Annotated in this window: 18 protein-coding genes; 7 read left to right on the top strand and 11 right to left on the bottom strand. The window is 59.1% G+C overall.

What is annotated here, in order from left to right; genetic code table 11:
• Window positions 1-189 precede the first annotated feature (189 nt).
• The 3 genes from G5195_RS16665 to glyQ form a co-directional block, all read right to left on the bottom strand.
• Window positions 190-966, bottom strand: a complete 777-nt coding sequence (locus G5195_RS16665; protein WP_421223292.1) for a hypothetical protein — start codon at window positions 964-966, stop codon at window positions 190-192.
• Between the two features lie 73 nt (window positions 967-1039).
• Window positions 1040-3109: a glycine--tRNA ligase subunit beta gene (gene glyS / locus G5195_RS16660; protein ID WP_421223294.1), complete on the bottom strand. Its 2070-nt coding sequence runs from the start codon at window positions 3107-3109 to the stop codon at window positions 1040-1042.
• A 9-nt stretch (window positions 3110-3118) separates the two neighbouring features.
• Window positions 3119-4042, bottom strand: coding sequence for a glycine--tRNA ligase subunit alpha (gene glyQ, locus G5195_RS16655; RefSeq protein WP_005339464.1), 924 nt, complete (start codon window positions 4040-4042; stop codon window positions 3119-3121).
• Window positions 4043-4264: 222 nt separating this feature from the next.
• Between glyQ and G5195_RS16650 the strand changes: the two genes are divergently transcribed.
• Together G5195_RS16650 and G5195_RS16645 are read left to right on the top strand one after the other, a co-directional pair.
• Window positions 4265-4837: a DNA-3-methyladenine glycosylase I gene (locus tag G5195_RS16650; protein WP_236297797.1), complete on the top strand. Its 573-nt coding sequence runs from the start codon at window positions 4265-4267 to the stop codon at window positions 4835-4837.
• A 129-nt stretch (window positions 4838-4966) separates the two neighbouring features.
• Window positions 4967-5623 (top strand): OmpA family lipoprotein, encoded by a 657-nt coding sequence (locus G5195_RS16645; RefSeq protein WP_005339468.1) that lies wholly within the window; start codon window positions 4967-4969, stop codon window positions 5621-5623.
• Between the two features lie 135 nt (window positions 5624-5758).
• Here the strand turns inward: G5195_RS16645 and G5195_RS16640 are convergent, their stop codons facing one another.
• The gene (locus G5195_RS16640; RefSeq protein ID WP_005355943.1) at window positions 5759-6106 is read right to left on the bottom strand and encodes a RidA family protein; all 348 of its coding nucleotides are present in this window, start codon (window positions 6104-6106) and stop codon (window positions 5759-5761) included.
• 21 nt (window positions 6107-6127) lie between these two features.
• Entirely contained in the window at window positions 6128-6373 is a 246-nt protein-coding gene (tusA, locus tag G5195_RS16635) for a sulfurtransferase TusA (RefSeq protein WP_005339470.1), read from the bottom strand.
• Window positions 6374-6542: 169 nt separating this feature from the next.
• Between tusA and G5195_RS16630 the strand changes: the two genes are divergently transcribed.
• The gene (locus G5195_RS16630) at window positions 6543-6734 is read left to right on the top strand and encodes a hypothetical protein (protein ID WP_005339471.1); all 192 of its coding nucleotides are present in this window, start codon (window positions 6543-6545) and stop codon (window positions 6732-6734) included.
• Window positions 6735-6809: 75 nt separating this feature from the next.
• On the opposite strand, the gene G5195_RS16625 is transcribed toward G5195_RS16630, so the two are convergent.
• From G5195_RS16625 to G5195_RS16600, 6 genes are all read right to left on the bottom strand, one after another.
• Window positions 6810-8048, bottom strand: coding sequence for an ABC transporter substrate-binding protein (locus G5195_RS16625; RefSeq protein ID WP_421223296.1), 1239 nt, complete (start codon window positions 8046-8048; stop codon window positions 6810-6812).
• A 4-nt stretch (window positions 8049-8052) separates the two neighbouring features.
• The gene (locus tag G5195_RS16620; protein WP_421236322.1) at window positions 8053-9498 is read right to left on the bottom strand and encodes an ATP-binding protein; all 1446 of its coding nucleotides are present in this window, start codon (window positions 9496-9498) and stop codon (window positions 8053-8055) included.
• Window positions 9495-10217, bottom strand: a complete 723-nt coding sequence (locus G5195_RS16615) for a response regulator (RefSeq protein ID WP_005339475.1) — start codon at window positions 10215-10217, stop codon at window positions 9495-9497. Before G5195_RS16615 ends, G5195_RS16620 begins: the two co-directional genes overlap by 4 nt.
• Window positions 10218-10495: 278 nt before the next feature.
• A complete protein-coding gene (fadA, locus tag G5195_RS16610; RefSeq protein ID WP_005339477.1) occupies window positions 10496-11659 on the bottom strand; it encodes an acetyl-CoA C-acyltransferase FadA in 1164 nt (387 codons plus the stop codon).
• A gap of 21 nt (window positions 11660-11680) precedes the next feature.
• A complete protein-coding gene (gene fadB, locus G5195_RS16605) occupies window positions 11681-13828 on the bottom strand; it encodes a fatty acid oxidation complex subunit alpha FadB (protein WP_263085020.1) in 2148 nt (715 codons plus the stop codon).
• 204 nt (window positions 13829-14032) lie between these two features.
• Window positions 14033-15970 (bottom strand): acetoacetate--CoA ligase, encoded by a 1938-nt coding sequence (locus G5195_RS16600; RefSeq protein ID WP_421223303.1) that lies wholly within the window; start codon window positions 15968-15970, stop codon window positions 14033-14035.
• 191 nt (window positions 15971-16161) lie between these two features.
• Between G5195_RS16600 and pepQ the strand changes: the two genes are divergently transcribed.
• From pepQ to hemG, 4 genes are read left to right on the top strand one after another with little or no spacing between them, the layout of a single operon-like run.
• Entirely contained in the window at window positions 16162-17484 is a 1323-nt protein-coding gene (pepQ, locus tag G5195_RS16595) for a Xaa-Pro dipeptidase (protein WP_421223305.1), read from the top strand.
• Window positions 17484-18101 carry a YigZ family protein gene (locus G5195_RS16590; protein ID WP_040069890.1) on the top strand — a complete coding sequence of 206 codons (618 nt, stop codon included), beginning with the start codon at window positions 17484-17486 and terminating at the stop codon, window positions 18099-18101. Before pepQ ends, G5195_RS16590 begins: the two co-directional genes overlap by 1 nt.
• A 36-nt stretch (window positions 18102-18137) precedes the next feature.
• Window positions 18138-19595: a TrkH family potassium uptake protein gene (locus G5195_RS16585; RefSeq protein WP_421223307.1), complete on the top strand. Its 1458-nt coding sequence runs from the start codon at window positions 18138-18140 to the stop codon at window positions 19593-19595.
• Between the two features lie 7 nt (window positions 19596-19602).
• Window positions 19603-20127 carry a menaquinone-dependent protoporphyrinogen IX dehydrogenase gene (gene hemG / locus G5195_RS16580; protein WP_005339483.1) on the top strand — a complete coding sequence of 175 codons (525 nt, stop codon included), beginning with the start codon at window positions 19603-19605 and terminating at the stop codon, window positions 20125-20127.
• Window positions 20128-20621 lie beyond the last annotated feature (494 nt).

The following is a 20621-nucleotide window of genomic DNA, read 5'->3' as shown; positions in this document are numbered from 1 at the left end:
ATAACAGCTCATTGCCCCCTGTAGGTTCGATTAGCGCAGCGTAATCGGACGAACGAGAGGCTTTGATTACGGTTGTTGCCGCGAAACAGGAGCGGCCAGCTGGAGGGGGAAGTGCGGCTGGCCGTTATGGCGAGAGAATCGATTTACGCGAATGTCCGATTACGCCTGATGTCTAATCGAACCTACGGGCTAATGATTATATTTATTCTTTGCCGCTGCTTCTTGTTGTCTATTAATGCGCATTTCGAGTTCGTCAGCTAATCCTTTTGGTATCGTATCTGATTTCCTTGGAAAACGTTCTTCTGGTGGGGTTCCTCTTCCAATACATCCGTTTTCAGAGTTTATTTCTGTAATTGCTGAACAGCGGTCAGCATTTTCGCGTAGTAGATAAAATAACTGACCGGCATCAAGAGATATAGCCTGAACGGAAAATCTCCCATCTGACTGGAATAAATGGAAACGAATTTCAGTCCGAGGTGCTGGTTGGTTTTTATTGACGTATGTGAGCATTTCCAAAGAGCTCCGATAAGAGTCATCTTCATCTAAAAGTGGAATTATATCGAAGGTTAATAACTGACTTCCGGGATGTAGTATGGCATCAGAATCATTCCTAAGTCTCACTTTTGTCGCTGCAGCTAAGTATTCACTATCAACCCATGCTTTTATTAGCGATGCAGGGGCATCACCATGATTCATTGCAACTACTCTTAGTGTTGTTCCATCGAATGATGGCATTGTTAATGTTGCCTCAGATGTAGGCTTATGAATTATTTTATAGACAGCAGGAGCTGCAATGCCAATAACAGAAATAAGAGCGGTGAGAAGGGCAAGAGCGGTATTGGAGAATGGGATTAAGCTCCTCCAATCTTGATAAGAATTACATGTTGAGCATATTCGAGCACCAGATGGAATATCGGATTTACATTGTTTGCAATGTGATTCCATTTTAGTAGCATTTTTTGTCACGAGACCCCCAATAGTATATTTAATAAAAAGGCGCCTCGCGGCGCCGTTTTTAATATCATTTACTCAACCAAGATCACTGCAGCAGGGAGATATCCGCGACTTGCAGGAACAGGTTGCGCAGGTTGTTCAGCAGTGCCAGACGGTTGGCCTTGAGGGCTTCGTCGTCGGCCATCACCATCACTTCGTTGAAGAAGGTATCAACCGGCTCGCGCAGGGCGGCCAGACGGGTGAGGGCAGCCTGATAGTCACCGGCGGCGAACAGCGGGGCCAGTTCGGCTTGCAGTTCGGCAACCTGGGTGGCCAGCGCCTTCTCGGCGGCATCGACCAGCAGTTCCGGTTTGACGGCAGTCGGCAATTCGCCTTCGACCTTGGCCAGAATGTTGCTCACGCGCTTGTTGGCGGCAGCCAGTGCCAGTGCGGCATCCAGCGTGCGGAAGTGACTGACGGCCTTGACGCGACGATCGAAGTCGAGCGGACGGGTCGGGCGGCGGGCCAGTACGGCCAGCACCACGTCGGCACCGATGCCTTCGTCCTGATAGGCGGCGCGGAAGCGGCCCAGCATAAAGTCGACCACGTCGGTGACGACGGTTTTGTTGGTCAGCTTGTCGCCGTAGACGCGTACCGCTTCTTCAACCAGTTCAACCAGATCCAGATCCAGCTGCTTCTCGGTCATGATGCGCAGGGCACCGATGGCGGCGCGACGCAGGGCGAACGGGTCCTTGTCACCCTTCGGCAGCATGCCGATGCCGAAGATACCGGCCAGGGTGTCGAACTTGTCGGCCAGCGCGACGGCGCAGGCAACCAGACCGGACGGCAGGGCATCACCGGCAAAGCGCGGCATGTACTGCTCGTTGAGAGCCACGGCCACTGCTTCGTCTTCGCCATCGTGACGGGCGTAGTGCATCCCCATGACACCCTGGGTGTCGGTGAACTCGCCGACCATGTTGGTCATCAGGTCACACTTGGAGAGCAGACCGGCACGCTTGGCTTGAGCTACGTCGGCGCCGATGCGCTCGGCGATAAAGCCGGCAACGGTCTCGATGCGCTCGACCTTGGCCTTGACGGTGCCCAGCTGTTGCTGGAACAGCACGGTTTCAAGGCGCGGCAGGCGGGAGGCCAGGGTCTGCTTGAGGTCGGTCTTGAAGAAGAACTCGGCGTCTGAGAGACGGGGGCGAACCACCTTCTCGTTGCCGCTGATGATCTGGCTCGGGTCTTTGGACTCGATGTTGGTGACGAAGATGAACTTCGGCAGCAGCTTGCCGTTCTTGTCGTAGACCGGGAAGTACTTCTGGTCACCCTTCATGGTGTGAACCAGTGCTTCAGCCGGAACGGCCAGGAACTTCTCTTCGAAGTTGGCGGTCAGCACCACAGGCCACTCGACCAGTGCGGTCACTTCTTCCAGCAGGTCGTCGTCCAGATCGGCCACGCCACCGAAGGCGGCAGCGGCCGCTTCGGCGTCAGCCTTGATCTTGGCCTTGCGCGCCATGAAGTCGGCAATCACCATGCCGCGCTCCTGCAGGATCTGCGGGTACTGGCTGGCGTTGTCGATGGTGAACTCGCTCTCGCCCATAAAGCGGTGGCCGCGAATGGTGCGGGCAGAGTCGATACCCAGAATGTGAGCAGGAACCAGCTCGCCATCCAGCAGCAGGGTCACGGTAAAGACCGGACGCACGAACTGGATGGTCTTGTCGCCCCAGCGCATCATCTTCGGGATAGGCAGCTTGGCCAGTGCGGAGGCAACCAGTTCGCCCAGCAATTCTTTGGCCGGACGGCCTTCGACCTTGGCGGTGTGGACCAGCCACTCGCCCTTGTCGGTGACCAGACGCTCGGCCTGTTCAACGGTGATGCCGTTGCCACGGGCCCAGCCTTCGGCAGCCTTGGTCGGCTTGCCTTCGGCATCGAACGCCTGCGCCACGGCCGGGCCGCGCTTCTCGACGCTCTTGCTCGGCTGTTCGCCGGCCAGCTCGCTTACCTTCAGCGCCAGACGGCGCGGTGAGGCAAACCACTCGACGTCGCCAAAGGCCAGATCGGCCTTGGTCAGTTCGGCTTTGAAGTTGTCGGCAAAGGCTTCGGCCAGGGAGCGCAGGGCTTTGGGCGGCAGCTCAGCAGTACCGATCTCTACCAGAAATGTATGTTGTGCCATGTCCGTTCCTTAACCTTGCTTGTTCTCACTGCGCTGACACATCGGGAAGCCCAGCGCTTCGCGGGAGGCGTAGTATGCCTCTGCCACGGCCTTGGTCAGGGTGCGAATGCGCAGGATGTAGCGCTGACGCTCGGTGACCGAGATGGCCTTGCGGGCATCCAGCAGGTTGAAGGAGTGAGCGGCTTTGAGGATGCGCTCGTAGGCAGGCAGCGGCAGCGGTTTTTCCAGTGCCAGCAGATTCTGGGCTTCCTTCTCGTACTGCTCGAAGCAGTGGAACAGGAACTCCACATCGGCGTGTTCGAAGTTGTAGGTGGATTGCTCCACTTCGTTCTGGTGGAACACGTCGCCGTAGGTGGTCTTGCCCAGCGGGCCGTCAGACCAGACCAAATCGTAGACGCTGTCCACGCCCTGAATGTACATGGCTAGACGCTCGAGACCGTAGGTGATCTCGCCGGTGACCGGCTTGCACTCGAGGCCGCCAACCTGCTGGAAGTAGGTGAACTGGGTCACTTCCATGCCGTTCAGCCACACTTCCCAACCCAGACCCCAGGCACCCAGAGTCGGGTTTTCCCAGTTGTCTTCCACGAAGCGGATGTCGTGGATTTCAGGATCCATGCCCAGCTCTTTCAGGGAGCCCAGATAGAGTTCCTGAATGTTGTCGGGGGAAGGCTTGATGATCACCTGGAACTGGTAGTAGTGCTGCAGGCGGTTCGGGTTTTCACCGTAGCGGCCGTCAGTCGGACGGCGGGACGGTTGCACGTAAGCGCAGGCGATGGGCTCCGGGCCCAGGGCACGCAGACAGGTCATGGGGTGGGAAGTACCGGCACCCACTTCCATATCCAGCGGCTGAATGATGGTACAGCCCTGGCGGGACCAATAGTCCTGCAGCTGCAGGATCAGGCCCTGAAAGGTTTTGACATCGAATTTTTGCATAATTTTTTTCGCGCGAAGTGAAAATCAGAGCAAGATTTGCTGAATGTGAACCGAGGGAGTATACCGTCTGGCATGGTCGGATAATAGGCGAAATTGCAGCGGATTCGCGGGATGGTGCTGCGCCCTGGCTGGTCGGGCGGGATGTCCGGTATATGATGTGAGCAGTGCCGCCTGCAGAGTGGGCAGGGTCGGGCAAACCGCTGAAATAACGAGGGAGAGGAAATGGAACTGCGCTGCGCCTGGGTGACCAAGGACCCGGAATACATTGAATACCATGACAAACAGTGGGGCAGGCCGGTCTATGACTCGCGTGAGCTGTTTGCCAAGCTCTGCCTCGACGGCCAGCAGGCGGGGCTGTCGTGGATCACCATCCTCAAGCGCACCGATAGCTATTACCGCGCCTATGCCGACTTTGATCCGGTGCAGATTGCCCGCTTCGACGAGCAGGATGTGGAGCGGCTGATGCAGGACAGCGGCATCATCCGCAACCGGCTCAAGGTGCAGTCGATCATCAGAAATGCCCGCGCTTATCTGGCGTTGCAGGAGCAGGGGATCGACTTCGCCGACTACCTGTGGGGCTTTGTTGGCGGCGCCCCCATCGTCAACCAGCGGCAGGGCAACGGCGATATTCCGGCGACCTCGCCGGAGTCGGATGCCATGTCGAAAGCGCTCAAGAAGCTCGGCTTCAACTTCGTCGGCAGCACCATCTGTTACGCCTTTATGCAGGCGGTGGGGATGGTGAACGATCATCTGGTCAGCTGTCCTTGCCACGCCGAGTGTCAGTTACCGCGCTGACGGCCCGCCGATCGGCCAAAAAAACATCACTCTCGCCGTCGATTCAGGTTTGCGTCAGACAATGGCGTGCCAGCGCGTTACAATCCGGCCCCCGGCATGGTGCCGGATTGTTTTCACAGAGGTTTTTTCATGCGAGCCAAGATCCTGGTGCCTGCTCTGGCACTGACCGTTGCCCTGAGCGGCTGTACCACCAACCCCTACACAGGTGAATCCCAGACCTCCAAAGGTGCCTGGGGCGCGCTGGCTGGCGCCGCTGCCGGTGCGGCCGTAGGTGCGCTCTCCTCCAGCAAGGGTGACCGCAAGAAGGGCATCCTGACCGGCGTTGCTGCTGGCGCGGCCCTGGGCGGCGGTATCGGCTACTACATGGACGTGCAGGAAGCCAAGCTGCGCGAGAAGCTGCAGGGCACCGGCGTCAGCGTGACCCGCAATGGCAATGAGCTGATCCTCAACATGCCGAACAACGTGACCTTCGACAGCTCCAGCTCCCAGCTGAAAGCGGCCGGTGCCAACACCCTCTCCGGCGTGGCCATGGTCGTTGCCGAGTTCGACAAGACCCGCCTGAACGTGGTCGGTCACACCGACAGTACAGGTTCCCGCGACCTTAACATGAAGCTCTCCCGCGATCGTGCCGATGCCGTTGCCGCTCAGCTGATTGGTCAGGGCGTAGCAGGTAGCCGCATCTCCACCACCGGCGTAGGCCCGGATCAGCCGGTTGCTACCAACAGCACCGCCGCTGGCAAAGCCCAGAACCGTCGCGTGACCATTACCCTGACCCCGACCGCCTAAGTCGCTCAGGTCTTGGTAACGAAAAGGCCCCGCCAGTGATGGCGGGGCCTTTCTATTGGCGCCGTTGCGAGCAATGGCGCCTTGTTGTTTGCTCCCTTCTCCCCTCGTGGGCGAAGGGGCGGGGATAAGCGCCTCTTAGACAGCTGCAGTCAGCTGCACTTCCACCTTGTAGCCTTCGTGGGCCAGGCGAGCTTGTACGCAGGCGCGCACGGGGGCGGTGCCAGCCGGGATCCAGGCATCCCACTGCTCGTTGAAGGCAGCGATATCCTGAATGTCTTTGAGATAGATGTTGGCCATCAGAATTTTGTCTACGCCGGAGCCGTTGGCTTCCAGCAGGCGCTGCAGGCTTGCCAGCACTTCGCGGGTCTGCTGGTGGATGTCGGCCTCTTCGCTGACGGGCACTTCCACCACATAGAGGGTGCCATTGTGGATGACCACATCTGACCAACGCTGGGTGGTGCCGATTCGGGTAATGGTTGTCATGGAGTGCTCCGGTACGGGGGCTTATTGACCCTTGCGGATCAGGTAGCGGTAGGGGGCCTGCTCTGTCTCGCTGGCGACCAGGGTGTGATCCATAAAGCGGCAGAAACTGGGGATGTCGCGGGTGGTTGAAGGATCGTCGGCGCTGACCAGCAGGGTCTCGCCATCCGCCATCAGCCGCACTTTCTTGCGAACCATCATAACGGGTTCTGGGCAACGAAGCCCGATTGCGTCCAACTCGTGGGTTGCGCCGCAGAATAAATCACTCATCTATTATCAACCTTCAACCTATTCGGCTGCCAATGATACTCAGGGCTAAAAAATAATCAAACAAACGCCCCATCAACCAGCATATGTAACCGAAATGTTATTCGGCCCTATCCAGCTTGCGCCGGACGAGTAATATAAAAATTGAACCATATTCAACAAGGAGGTGAATATGCAGGTCTCCTACGGCAGATTACAAGCCTATGCAGGCATGGGGTTCTTGTCCTTCGCCATGATAGTGATGGGCAGCCCGATCGGGAATACCGGTACCTGGTTCGGCTCCATGGTGATGGTCGGGTTGGGGCTCTGGATCGAGCTCAGCGATTACTATGACGAGGATGAGGACGAGAACGATCAATCCTGAATCGGATGACGATTCAACAACAAAGGCGGAGCAATTCCGCCTTTGTCATTTCTGCCGTTTGGCAATGTGCCCGGATCAGCGGGTCGAGCGCATCGCCCGCTCCAGATGCAGCGCCGTCTGCTCCGGGTTGGCCTTGGGATCGTTGAAGAAGTTGCTCAGCACATCGAGGATCGCCTGCCGCATATTGGTCGGCGTCGCCATCCCTTCTGCCATGCTGGGCAGCAGGTTGTCCTGCTTTTCCGCCAGCAGGAAGTCCTGATAGGAACGGACGGCGCAGCGGTCGAACTTGCTCATGTCGGGATTGGTCAGCGCCGGGATCGACCCCTTCACCCGATTGAACTCCTCCTGAAATTTCGGCGTCATCAGCAGTTGGGCCAGATCGCCCTGCGCCTGCAGCTGGGCCGGATCCCGCTGTTTGAACATGGCGATGGAGTCTAGGTTGTAGCTGAACAGTCCGGCGCTGCCCGGGCTCGGCAGGCAGGCGATATCCTCACCCGGCCGGTAGTTACCGGCACTCAGTTCACCCTTCACCCAGTCCCCCATCACCTGCATGGCGGCGCCACCGCTCTCCAGCAGATTGGTGGCCTGATGCCACTTCATACCGGCGTATTTTTGCGGCACATAGGCGCGCAGCTGCTGGAAACGGGTCAACACCCGCACCATGTCAGGGCCGGTCAGGGTGGCGCTGTCCTGCTCGAGGAACGCCTTGCGATAGAATTCTTTTCCGCCCTCACCGAGTGCCACCGTTTCAAACAGTACCGCCAGCTGCCAGGGCTCGTTGCCAATGGCGAGCGGGGTGATGCCCCGTTTTTTAAGCTGGTCGGAGACGGTGACAAACTGGGCCCAGTCGGTGGGCGGAGCCAGCTTGTTGCGCTCGAAGATTTTGCGGTTGAGCCACAGCCAGTTGACCCGGTGGATGCCGGTGGGCACCGCCATCAGGGCGCCATTCTGACTGAGGGTGGCGCGCACCATGGGCGGCATCTGACTGTACCAGCCGAGGTGCTCGGCCATAGGGGTGAGATCGCGCAAAAAGCCGAGTCCGGCCCACTCCTTGAGCTCGTAACCCTTGAGGTGGGCCGCTTCGGGCGGGTTGGCCGCCAGCGCCCGGCTCTTCAATACCGTCATGGCGCTCTTGCCGCCGCCGCCCTGTACCGCGAAGTCGTTCCATTGGTTGCCCTGTCGAGTCCACTCGGATTTGAGCACTTCGACCGCTTTCGCTTCGCCGCCGGACGTCCACCAGTGCAGCACTTCCACCTGGGAGGCGGCAACGGGAGCAGAGAGCAGGGCGATGACAGAAAAAGACAACCACTTCATAAGGTTACTGCCTTGGTAGGGAGAGCGTGGCCTGCAGGCCACCTTGCGGACGGTTTTCCAGCACCAGATCGCCGCCGTGGGCGTGGGCTATGTTGCGGGCGATGCCAAGGCCGAGGCCGGTGCCAGCCTGATCCGTGCTGAGCCGGTAATAGGGCTCGAAGATGCGCTCGAACTGGTCATCCGGCAGGCCGGGGCCCTCATCCATGATGAAGAGAATCAGCATCTCCTCATCATCCATGATGATGATGCGCACCTTCTGGCCGTACTTGATGCCGTTGTCCACCAGATTGCCGATGCAGCGTTTGAGCGCCAGCAGCTTGCCGCGGTAGGGCCACTTGCAGTGCCCTTCGATGGTCAGCCGCTCGTCGTGCAGGTTCATCGACTCCGCCATCTGCTCAAGCAGGGCGTTGATGTCGATCTCCTCGATATTCTCGTGAATGTCGGTCTCTTTGACCGTCTGCAGCGCCCCTTTCACCATCAGCTCCAGTTCGTCGAGATCCTTGTTGAACTTGGCGATCTGTACCTCGTCATCGAGCAGTTCGACCCGCAGCCGCAGTCGGGTGATGGGGGTCTTGAGGTCGTGGGAGATGGAGCTGAACAGCCGTTCTCTATCATCGATATAACGGCGGATGCGGTGCTGCATGATGTTGAAGGCGCGGGTCGCCGCCACGATTTCCGACGCCCCTTCCTCTTTGAGCGAAGGTTGATCGATATCCTTGCCGAGATTGACCGCCGCCTTGGCGAGACGGCGCAGTGGCCGGGTCTGCCATCGCACCAGCATAAAGGTGAAGAAGCAGAGGAACACCGTCATCAGGGCGATGAAACGCACCTGGTTGCTCGGCATCACGGTATCGTCGAGGGTCATGTAGGGGGCGGGCAGCAGGGCCGCCAGATAGAGCCACTCCCCCTTTTCAATCTCGATCTGGGTCACCAGTACCGGTGGATTGAGCGGCTCCAGCGACAGGGTGTAGCGGGCCCAGGAGGAGGGGAGATCCGCCAGCAGGGTGTCGTTGTTGAAGACGTGGAGGTCATCGGGTCGGGAGAAGTCCACCTTGATCGCCATGGCGTCGGAGAGCTTGCGGGTCAGTACCCCCTGCACTTCCTGCAACACCAGCATCTTGCGCTCGCTGTCGGGGATGGCGTTGATGTGGATCTCCTCTTCGTTGAGCGAGACGAAGAAGCGGCTGCCCCCCATGTTGCGCAGCTGGTCGAGGGCGATATGACGATACTGCAGCGGTAGGGATTTGAAGAAGTTGACGGTAGAGGCGGCTGAGAGTGCCAGGTTGCGAGTGGTGCTGATCATCCCTTCCAGCTCCCGCTTCTGGATCTGCTGCATCCAGATGCCGGTCAGAATGGTCTGGGAGAGCAGAATGGCCAGCAACAGCAGCAGGATCATTCGTGACAGCAGGGAGCGGGGCACCAGTGCCCCCCAGGACCACTTGTTGCTCATGGCAGCTCGTGCACCTCGGCAATCAGCATGTAGCCACTGCCGCGAATGGTCTTGATGATGCGCGGGCTCTTGCCGTTGTCGCCCAGCTTCTGGCGCAGACGGCTGATCTGTACGTCGATGCCGCGCTCCATCGGCAGGCTTTCGCGGCCGCGGGTGGCATCCGAGATGGTGTCGCGATCCAGCACCACGCCGGGCTGTTGCAGGAACATGCCGAGCAGCATGGCATCGCTGCCGGAGAGATCCAGCAGGCTGCCATCGTCATGGGTCAGCTGGTGGCTCAGGGTGTCGAGGGTCCACTCGGCAAAACGCAGTCGGCGGCTCGGCTCTTTCTCTTTTTCCGGCTGGCGGAATTCGGCGCGGCGCAGCAGTGCCTTGATGCGGGCCTGCAGTTCACGGGGGCTGAACGGCTTGGCGATATAGTCGTCGGCACCCAGTTCCAGACCGATCACCCGATCCGCTTCGTCGGAGGCGGCTGTCAGCATGATGATGGGCACCTGGGAGTCACGACGGATCTGCTGGCAGAGGGTAAAACCGTCCTCGCCGGGCATCATGATGTCCAGAATAATCAGGTCCGGGCTGTGCTGGGCGAGTTGCTGGCGCATCTCGTTGCCCTCCGCCGCCGTCAATACCTGAAAGCCCGCCCGGGTCAGGTACTCATTGAGCAGCTCGCGGATCTCTTGGTCGTCATCGACGATCAGCAGTTGTTTGCTCATTGACATATGTATGTGCATCCACCCATTTTTTTGTGCAGATTGAACCTGTCGGGGGAGTAAAAAGCAAGCAAGCCCCCTATCTAATGTGAGGTTTAAGGCAATAACAGCCTATTGATAAGATTAAAACGAAAAAAGGCCGACCCAAACGGGACGGCCAACAGACAGCTTCTGACCACTGACGAGCACCCCGTGTGGCGATCGTCACAGACTTGAAAAGAGGCCAGTCAGACTGGCCCCGAAAAGGGACAACTCTCAGTAGTGCATCCCGTCGATCCGGCTGGTTATCACACCCGTTCAAACACGGTGGCGATGCCCTGGCCCAGACCGATACACATGGTGGCAACCCCCAGGGTGGCATCCTTCTCCTCCATCAGATTGATGAGGGTGGTGGAGATGCGGGCGCCGGAGCAGCCGAGCGGGTGACCCAGCGCAATGGCGCCGCCGTTCAGGTTTACCTTGTCGTCCACCAGATCCTGCAGACCCAGATCCTTCACGCAGGGCAGGGACTGGGCGGCAAACGCCTCGTTCAGCTCGAACAGGTCGATATCACCGACAGTCAGACCGGCACGCTTGAGCGCCTTCTGGGTGGCCGGCACCGGGCCGTAACCCATGATGGCGGCGTCACAGCCGGCGATGGCCATGGCACGTACCTTGGCGCGCGGCGTGAGGCCGAGGGCCTTGGCGCGATCCGCGCTCATCACCAGCATGGCGGCGGCGCCATCGGACAGCGCCGAGGAGCTACCGGCGGTGACGGTGCCGTTGACCGGATCAAACACCGGGCGCAGCTGGCTCAGGGTTTCGACCGTGGTCTCCGGGCGGATCACCTCGTCATAGTCGTAGAAGAAGCGGGCGCCGCTGGCGTCGTGGCCTTCCAGCCCGACGATCTCCTTGGCAAAACGCCCTTCCACGGTTGCTGCGTGGGCGCGGCGGTGGGAGCGGGCGGCAAACTCGTCCTGCTGCTGACGGCTGATGCCGTGCAGCTTGCCGAGCATCTCGGCGGTCAGTCCCATCATGCCGGAGGCTTTCGCCACCGACTTGGCCATGCCCGGGTGGAAGTCGACGCCGTGGCTCATCGGCACGTGACCCATGTGCTCAACGCCGCCGATGATGAAGATATCCCCATCACCTACCTGAATGGCGCGGGAGGCGTCATGCAGCGCCTGCATACTGGAGCCGCACAGACGGTTGACGGTGACCGCCCCCACCTGCTTCGGAATGCCGGCCAGCAAGGCGGCGTTGCGGGCGATGTTGAAGCCCTGCTCCAGGGTCTGCTGCACGCAGCCCCAGTAGATATCCTCGATCTCGTTCGGGTCGAGGTTGGGGTTGCGCAGCAGGATGGATTTCATCAGGTGCGCGGACAGATCTTCTGCACGCACGTTGCGGAAGGCGCCGCCCTTGGACCGGCCCATCGGGGTCCGGATACAGTCGACAATGACTACGTCTTTCATGAATGGATCTCCTTTCCGCAATCAGTAGAAGGTTTTGCCTTGGGCGGCCATCTCGCGTAAGCGGTCGCTGACGCGGTAGAGCGGGCCCAAGTCGGCATACTGGTCGGCCATGGCCACGTAGCGATCCAGACCAATGGTGTCCAGATAGCGGAACACGCCGCCGCGGAAGGGAGGGAAGCCCAGACCGTAGACCAGTGCGATGTCGGCTTCGGCTGGCGTGGCGACAATGCCCTCTTCCAGACAGAGCACCACCTCGTTGATCATCGGGATCATCATGCGAGCGATGATGGCGTCCTTGTCGAAATCCTGTTTCGGCTTGGCGATGGGGGCCAGCAGCTCGTAGCTGGCGGCGTCGGCCACCTTCTTCGGCTTGCCCTTCTTGTCCTGTTCGTAGGCGTAGAAGCCCTTGCCGTTCTTCTGACCGAAGCGGTTCACTTCGTACATCACGTCGATGGCGGTGCGACCTTCCTTGCTCATGCGTGCCGGGAAGCCCTGCGCCATCACGTCACCGGCGTGGTGGCCGGTGTCGATGCCGACCACGTCCAGCAGGTAGGCGGGGCCCATCGGCCAGCCGAACTCTTTCTCCATCACCTTGTCGACGGCCGCGAAGTCGGCACCATCGGCGACCAGCTTGTTGAAGCCGAAGAAGTAGGGGAACAGCACGCGGTTGACGAAGAAGCCAGGGCAGTCGTTGACCACAACCGGGGACTTGCCCATGGCGGCGGCGTAGGCCACCACGCGGTTGATGGTTTCATCGGAGGTCTGCTCGCCGCGGATGATCTCCACCAGTGGCATGCGGTGCACCGGGTTGAAGAAGTGCATGCCGCAGAAGTTCTGCGGGCGCTTCAGCCCCTTGGCCAGCAGGGAGATGGGGATGGTGGAGGTGTTGCTGGCGAGCACGGCGTCTTCGCCAATGATCCCTTCCACTTCGCCCAGTACGGCGGCTTTCACCTTGGGATTCTCGACCACGGCTTCGACCACCACATCCACATGCTTGACGTTGTCATAGCTGAGGGTCGGGGTAATGGCGGAGAGTACCTGGCCCATCTTGATGCCATCGATGCGGCCCTTCTCGAGCTGGCCATTGAGCAGCTTGGTGGCTTCGCCCATGCCAAGTGCCAGCGCCTTCTCGTTGATATCCTTCATCACCGCCGGAATGCCCTTGCTGGCAGACTGGTAGGCGATGCCGCCGCCCATGATGCCGGCACCCAGTACGGCGGCGTGGCTGGTGGCCTTGCTCGCCTGCTTGGCAGCCTTCTTGGCCAGTGCCTTGATGTGCTGATCGTTGAGGAAGATACCGACCAGTGCCTTGGCCACGTCGGTTTTGGCCAGCTTGATAAAGCCCTGTGCTTCAACGACCAGCGCCTCGTCACGGCCCATGCCAGCAGCGGCTTCGACGGTTTTCACCGCGGTCATCGGCGCCGGATAGTGTTTGCCCGCCACGGCGGCAACCATGCCGGCGGCGGTGGTGAAGCTCATCATGGCTTCCAGTTTGGAGAGGCGCAGCGGGGCTTTTTTGGCGGCGCGGCGGCTCTGCCAGTCCAGCTTGCCCGCGATGGCGTCTTTGATCATCTGCAGCGCAGCGCTCTGCAGCGCATCCGGGGCGACCACGGCGTCGATAGCGCCTACCTTGAGGGCGTCATCGGCACGGTAATCCTTGCCGGTGGTGATCCACTCGAGCGCGTTGTCAGCGCCGATCACCCGCGGCAGACGGACTGTGCCGCCAAAGCCCGGCATGATGCCGAGTTTGGTCTCGGGCAGGCCGATTTTGGCTGTGGTGTCAGCCAGACGGAAGTCGGTGGAGAGAATGGTCTCGCAACCGCCGCCCAGAGCGTGGCCCTTGATGGCGGAGAGGGTCGGAACCGGCAGATCTTCGATGGCATTGAAGATGTCGTTGGCCTTTTTCAGCCAGCCGAGCAGATCTTCTTGCGGCAGATCGAACAGTTCCAGGAATTCGGTAATGTCGGCACCGACGATAAAAGCGTCTTTGCCGGAGGTGAGGATCAGACCTTTTAGTTCACGTTCTTGTTGTAATGCGGCGATCGCTTCGCTCAGGGAGAGCAGGGTAGCGCGATCCAGCTTGTTGACTGAACCCGGGGCATCAAACCTCAGTTCGGCAATGCCGTTTTCGAGGTAGCTGACCGACAGGGTTTCGCCTTGGTAGATCATGAGAGTGTCTCCTTGTTCCCACTCAGTGGGGAGTGGTGCTCCTTAATCCCCAGCAGGGGGCGAGGCTCACTATTGATCCAAAAGGAGACATTTTCAACACCTATTTAAAACATTTGTTTAACAGATCTCGAGTAAAAGCTCTTCATCACAAAACGGGCAAAAGAGAGGCGCCTTGCGGCGCCTCGGATGGATGTGAGTTTGTTATCAACTGGCCAGTTCTGGCCGGTTGCGATACTGGTTCAGCACCTCGGGATCGGCGAGGGCATGAGTATTGTTGACGGGTCTGTTGTGTACCACTTCCCGCACCGCCAGTTCGACGATCTTGCCGGACTTGGTACGGGGGATGGCATCCACCTGCAGGATGCGGGCGGGCACGTGGCGGGCGGTGCAGTGTTGCTTTATTTGCTGGCGGATCCGCTCGCGCAGCGGCTCATCCAGCTTGCAGCCCGTCTTGAGCTTGACGAACAGCACCACCCGCTCGTCCTGCTGCCACTGCTGGCCGATGACGATGCTCTCTTCTACTTCGTCGAGTTGTTCGACGTAGCGGTAGATCTCGCTGGTGCCGATGCGCACGCCGCCTGGGTTGAGGGTGGCGTCGGAGCGGCCGTAGAACAGAATGCCGCCGGTCGGGGTTAGCTCGATCCAGTCGCCGTGGCACCAGATGTTGTCGAACCGCTCGAAATAGGCGGCGTGGTACTTGTCGCCGCTTTCATCTCCCCAGAAGCCCACCGGCTGGGCCGGGAACGGCTTGGTACAGACCAGTTCGCCCTTCTCCCCCTGCACCGGCTGGCCCGCTTCGTTGAATACCTGCACCGCGAGGCCAAGGCCGCGCCCCTGACTCTCGCCGCGATAGACAGGGCTGAGCGGGTTGCCGATGACGAAGCAGGAGCAGATATCGGTGCCGCCTGAGATGGAGCTGAGCTGCACATCCTGCTTTATCTGCTGGTAGACGTAGTCGAACCCCTCCGGCGACAGCACGGAGCCGGTGCTGCAGATCAGCCGCAAGTGCGGCAAATCGTGGCTCTTGATGGGGGTGTAGCCCTGCTTGTGCAGCGCATCAAGATATTTGGCCGAGGTACCGAACAAGCTGACCTGCTCGTCACGGGCGAGATCCCACAGCACATTGCCATCCGGGTAAAACGGCGAGCCGTCATAGAGCACCAGGGTGGCGCCGGAGGCGAGGGCGCTCACCAGCCAGTTCCACATCATCCAGCCGCAGGTGGTGAAGTAGAAGATCCGCTCCCCCGGCTTGATGTCGCAGTGCAGCTGGTGCTCTTTCAGGTGTTGCAGCAGGGTGCCGCCGATGCCGTGCACGATGCACTTGGGTTTGCCGGTGGTGCCGGAGGAGTAGAGGATGTAGAGCGGGTCGTTGAAAGCCATGGACTCGAACTGGAGGCTGGCGTCCGGCTGGCTCGCTAGCACTTGTTGCCAGTCGTGGCCAAGCTGCAACGGGTTGCCGAGCAGCGGGATCATCACCGTCTGCTCTATGCAGCCTAACTGGCTCACCACGCTGGCGACTTTCTGTTGAATGTCGATAGCCTTGCCGTTGTAGCGATAGCCATCCACCGCAAACAGCACTCGCGGCTGGGTCTGGCCGAAGCGCTCTACCACGCTAGCCTCGCCAAAGTCGGGGCTGGTGGAGGTCCAGATCGCCCCGAGGCTGGTGGTTGCCAGCATGGCAACCACGGTTTCCGGAATATTGGGCAGATAGGCGGCAACCACATCGCCACGACCAATCCCCTGATTGCGCAGCCATTGAGCCAGCCGGGCAACCTGTTCCCCCAGCTCACGCCAGCTCAGGGTGCGGCTTGGGCTCCCTTCGATGCGGGAGATGATGGCCGGGCTCTCGTCCTGACGGCGCAGCAGGTTTTCGGCGAAGTTGAGGCGGCTATCGGGGAACCAGCGGGTGCGCTGCATATCCTGACGGTTCTCCGCCACTATGTTGCCGAGCTCGCCCTTGACGCCGCAGTGCTGCCATACCAGCGGCCAGAAACGGGTGGTCTTTTCCACCGACCATTGATAAAGCTGCGGGTAATTCTGCAACTGCAAGCCGTGGAAACGGTTCACCTCCGCCATAAAACGGTAGAGGTTGGATTGCTGCATCCCGAGCGGATCCGGTTGCCACAGGCAGAGGTTGTCCATGAGTAATCCCTGACTTCATGTATCTACCGGCAGTGTATTGAATTGTTTTTGATTTGTTAATAATTGGTTTTGTGTTGATAACAAACACGTTTGTAACGTATGCGTTACCTCACGAAGCGGCAGCTTGACGGGTCGAGCCGCCAAGCGCTTGATGTTATGCTGCAATCACATTCACCTCGGAGCAGGACGCCATGAGCAGCTACAGCCAACTTTTTGCCCAGCACCTCGATACCTTGCAGCAGCGCACCCGCGACATTCTGCAACAACAGGGGCTCAGCGGACTGGCCATCCACTCCGGCCAGACTCACCGCATCTTCCTCGATGATCAGGATTATCCGTTCAAGGTAAACCCCCACTTCAAAGCCTGGTTGCCAGTGCTGGACAATCCCCACTGCTGGCTGCTGGTGGACGGGGTGAACAAACCAATCCTGCTGTTCTACCGCCCGGTGGATTTCTGGCACAAGGTGGCGGAGCTGCCCAATGCTTTCTGGGTCGAGTTCTTCGATATCCGCTTCCTGACCCGGCCGGAACAGGTGGCTGATCATCTACCTGCCAACAAGCAGGAGTGGGCCTATCTGGGGGGGCATCTGGAAGTGGCCGATCTGCTGGGGCTGACCCAGCCCAATCCAGAGGCTGTGCTCAACTACCTGCACTATCACCGCGCCTACAAGACCCCCTACGAGCTGGAGTGTCTGCGCGAGGCGAACCGGATTGGGGTACGCGGCCATATCGCCGCCAAGGACTCCTTTATGGCGGGGGCGAGCGAGTTCGAGATCAATCTGGCCTACATGAAAGCGGTCGGGCAGGGGGCCAATGAGGCGCCCTACGGCAATATCGTCGCCATCAACCGCAATGCGGCCATTCTTCACTACACCCATCTCTCGGCCGTGCGGGTGCCTGATGCGGAGCGTTACTCCTTCCTGATCGATGCGGGTGTCGATTTTCACGGTTATGCCTCCGATATTACCCGTACCTGGGCGTGGAGGCGAGGCGAGTTTGCCGATCTGATTGCCGCCCTCGACGAGCAGCAGCAGGAGATCATCAAGGAGATCAAACCGGGTCGTCGCTACAGCGAGCTGCATCTGCAGATGCACCACAAGCTGGCGCGCCTGCTGCAAGCGACCGAGTTGGTGGATATGTCGGTGGACGAGATGATCAACACCGGGGTGACCAACGTCTTCTTCCCTCACGGCCTCGGCCACTTCCTCGGTTTGCAGGTGCACGATGCGGGCGGTTTCATGCAGGATGAGCGCGGCACCCATCTGGCGGCGCCCGAGCTGTTCCCCTATCTGCGCTGCACCCGGGTGATGGAGGTGGATCAGGTGTTCACCATCGAGCCGGGACTCTACTTCATCGACAGTTTGCTGGAGCCGCTGCGTCAGGGCGAACAGGGCAAGCGGGTCAACTGGAACAAGGTGGAAGCGCTGCGTCCGTTCGGCGGCATCCGCATCGAAGACAACGTGGTGCTGCACGCCAACGGGGTGGAGAACATGACCAGACAAGCAGGACTCTGATGGCGGCTGCGTACTCCATTCCGGCTGCCCCGCTGGAGTTGACCGAAGAGATAAAGAAGAGCCGCTTCATTACCCTGATCGCCCACACCCCGACCGTCGAGGCGGCCAAGGGGTGGGTCAACGAGATCAAGCGCCAACATCCGGCCGCTCGTCATCACTGCTGGGCTTTTGTGGCTGGCGCGCCGCAAGATAGCCAGGTCTATGGCTTCAGCGACGATGGCGAACCTTCCGGTACTGCGGGCAAGCCGATCCTGGCCCAGTTGATGGGCTCGGGGCTCGGTGAAATCTGCGCCGTGGTGGTGCGTTACTACGGCGGCATCCAGCTTGGTACCGGTGGACTGGTCAAAGCCTATGGAGGCGGCGTCGGTGCCGCCCTCAAGCAGCTGCCCACCCTGCTCAAGGTACCGCGCACTCCCTCCCTCATTCACTGCGATTACGGTGACATGGGGACAGTCGAGTCGCTGATCAGCAGTCACAACGGCGAATTGCTGGCGGCGGATTACGGTCAGCAGGTCACCTTGCAGGTGGCGTGGGAGTCCTCGGTTTGGGCTCAGGTGGACCGTGAATTGACCGACCGGACTCATGGGCGGGTATCCCTCAGCCCCTTAGATGGCTAGAATCCATCGCTCTTTAATTGGGGAAAGGGAGCTGTAATGCACATTCTGAGCATTATTCGCATTGTTGGCCTGCTGGTTGCGCTGTTCAGCTCGACCATGCTGTTGCCTGCACTGGTGGCCTTTGGCTATCGGGATGGTGGTGGTGCCGAGTTCGTCAGCTCTTTTCTGATCGCCCTGCTGCTCGGTGTGGTGCTCTGGTTTCCCAATCGCTATCACAAGAAGGAGATGCGCTCGAAAGAGGGTTTCCTCATCGTGGTGCTGTTCTGGACCGTGCTGGGCAGTGTGGGGGCTGTGCCCTTCATCATGAGCGACGTGCCGGACATGTCGGTCTCGGAGGCCTTCTTCGAATCTTTCTCCGGCCTGACCACCACTGGCGCAACGGTACTGACCGGGCTTGATAATCTGCCCAAGGCGTTCCTGTTCTATCGCCAGTTGCTGCAGTGGCTGGGGGGGATGGGGATCATTGTACTGGCGGTGGCCATTCTGCCACTGCTGGGGATCGGGGGTATGCAGCTCTATCGTGCCGAGATCCCGGGGCCGGTGAAGGATACCAAGGTGACGCCGCGCATCGCCGAAACGGCCAAGGCGCTCTGGTTCATCTATCTGCTGCTCACCGCACTCTGTGCGCTGGCCTACTGGCTCGCCGGAATGACGCTGTTCGATGCTGTGTGCCATTCGTTCTCGACTCTGTCAGTCGGTGGCTTCTCCACCCACGATGCCAGCATCGGTTTCTTCAACAGTCCGGTCATCAACCTGATTACCGTGGTGTTCCTGCTGCTGGCCAGCGTGAACTTTGCGCTCCACTTTACCGTCTTCTCCCACCGCCCGGTGCGGCTCTGGCGCTATCTCTATGACTCGGAACTCAAGGTGTTCCTGGTCATTCAGGCGACCCTGGTGATGATCTGCTTTGTCGCGTTACTGACCCACGGGCACTATGCCACCTGGCAAGAGGCGCTTAACCACGGTCTTTTCCAGGCGGTCTCTCTGGGTACCACCACCGGCTACAGTACAACTACTTATGCCGACTGGCCCTCGTTCCTGCCCATGCTGCTGATGTTCTCAGCATTTATCGGCTGTTGTGCGGGTAGTACTGGCGGCGGCATCAAGGTGATGCGTTTTATGATCCTGTTCATGCAGGGGATGCGCGAGTTGAAGCGGTTGGTTCACCCCAGAGCCATCTATACCTTGAAGCTGGGGAATAGGGCGGTGCCCGAGCGCATCGTCGAGGCGGTGTGGGGCTACTTCGCCACCTATATTATTCTCTTCTTTATGTTCATGTTGCTGTTGCTGATGACGGGGCTGAACGAAGTGACCGCATTCACCGCTGTGGCTGCGGCTTTCACCAACGTAGGCCCGGGTTTGGGAGAGGTATCAGCCAACTTCGGCAATATCTCGCCAGCGGCCCAGTGGGTACTGGTGTTGGCCATGTTGTTTGGTCGATTGGAAATTTTCACGCTTCTGGTACTGTTTACTCCTGCATTCTGGCGTAGTTGAGGTTGTTATGGACAAGATTCTGGTGCTTTATTCCTCTCGGGATGGCCAAACCCGCAAAATAGTCGATGTCATGCTGGAGCAGATGCCGGGATGCGAAGTGGTGATGCATGACCTGCATACCTTGCCGATGTGCAACCTCAGCAAGTATGCCAAGGTCTTGATCGGCGCCTCCATTCGTTATGGCAACTTCCACCCCAGCTTGTTCAGCTTTATTCACGCTCATCAGGAGCAGCTGGAGGTGGCCAATGCGGCCTTCTTCTGTGTCAACCTGACGGCCCGCAAGCCAGAGAAGCAGACGCCGCAAACCAATGCTTATATGAAGAAGTTCCTGCGCCTCTCCCCCTGGAAGCCGAAAACCCTGGGGGTGTTTGCCGGTGCGCTGCAATATTCCCGCTATAACTGGTGGCAGACGCGCATCATCCAGCTGATCATGAAGATTACCGGTGGCAGTACAGACACCAGTAAGGACATTGAATTTACCGATTGGGAAAAGGTGCGCAGCTTTGCACGCGAATTCTGGTCAAAAAGGTAGCTGTGTGATGTGAATTAAGGTTTTTTTGCCCGAAACAGCCCCGCCGATGCGGGGCTTTTGTTTAATAAAACAACGGTTAAACCTGAAAGTTGTAAAAAATGCCATTTTTTGCAGTTTTCTTCTTGTCATCCCGGCGCGGCTCCCTATAATGCGCCCCTACCAGCACGGCGGAACACGCCGAACTGATGAGCCAGCTTCCTACCGAAGTGGGCGCCGAAAGAAAAGCGAAAACAAGCGCTTGACTTTCGAAGTGAGAAGCGTAATATGCGCCTCCTCAACGCGATAAGCGTGACGCTCTTTAACAATTTGAATCAAGCAATCTGTGTGGGCACTCACAGCATCGAGCATCAAAACAATTTTTGATTTTCAATGTCTGGTGAAGTGACCAAGACGATTTCTTAGCAATAAGAAGTCGAGCAGTTTATTTCAGCAATTCATTGAGCCGCTTTTCGAAGCAACCAAACTTAAATTGAAGAGTTTGATCATGGCTCAGA

The organism is Aeromonas sp. 601039 (genome assembly GCF_049174415.1).
Taxonomy (GTDB): domain Bacteria; phylum Pseudomonadota; class Gammaproteobacteria; order Enterobacterales; family Aeromonadaceae; genus Aeromonas; species Aeromonas veronii_A.
Note: the sequence above shows the minus strand (reverse complement) of the source record. Positions and strands in the feature narration are given on the sequence as shown.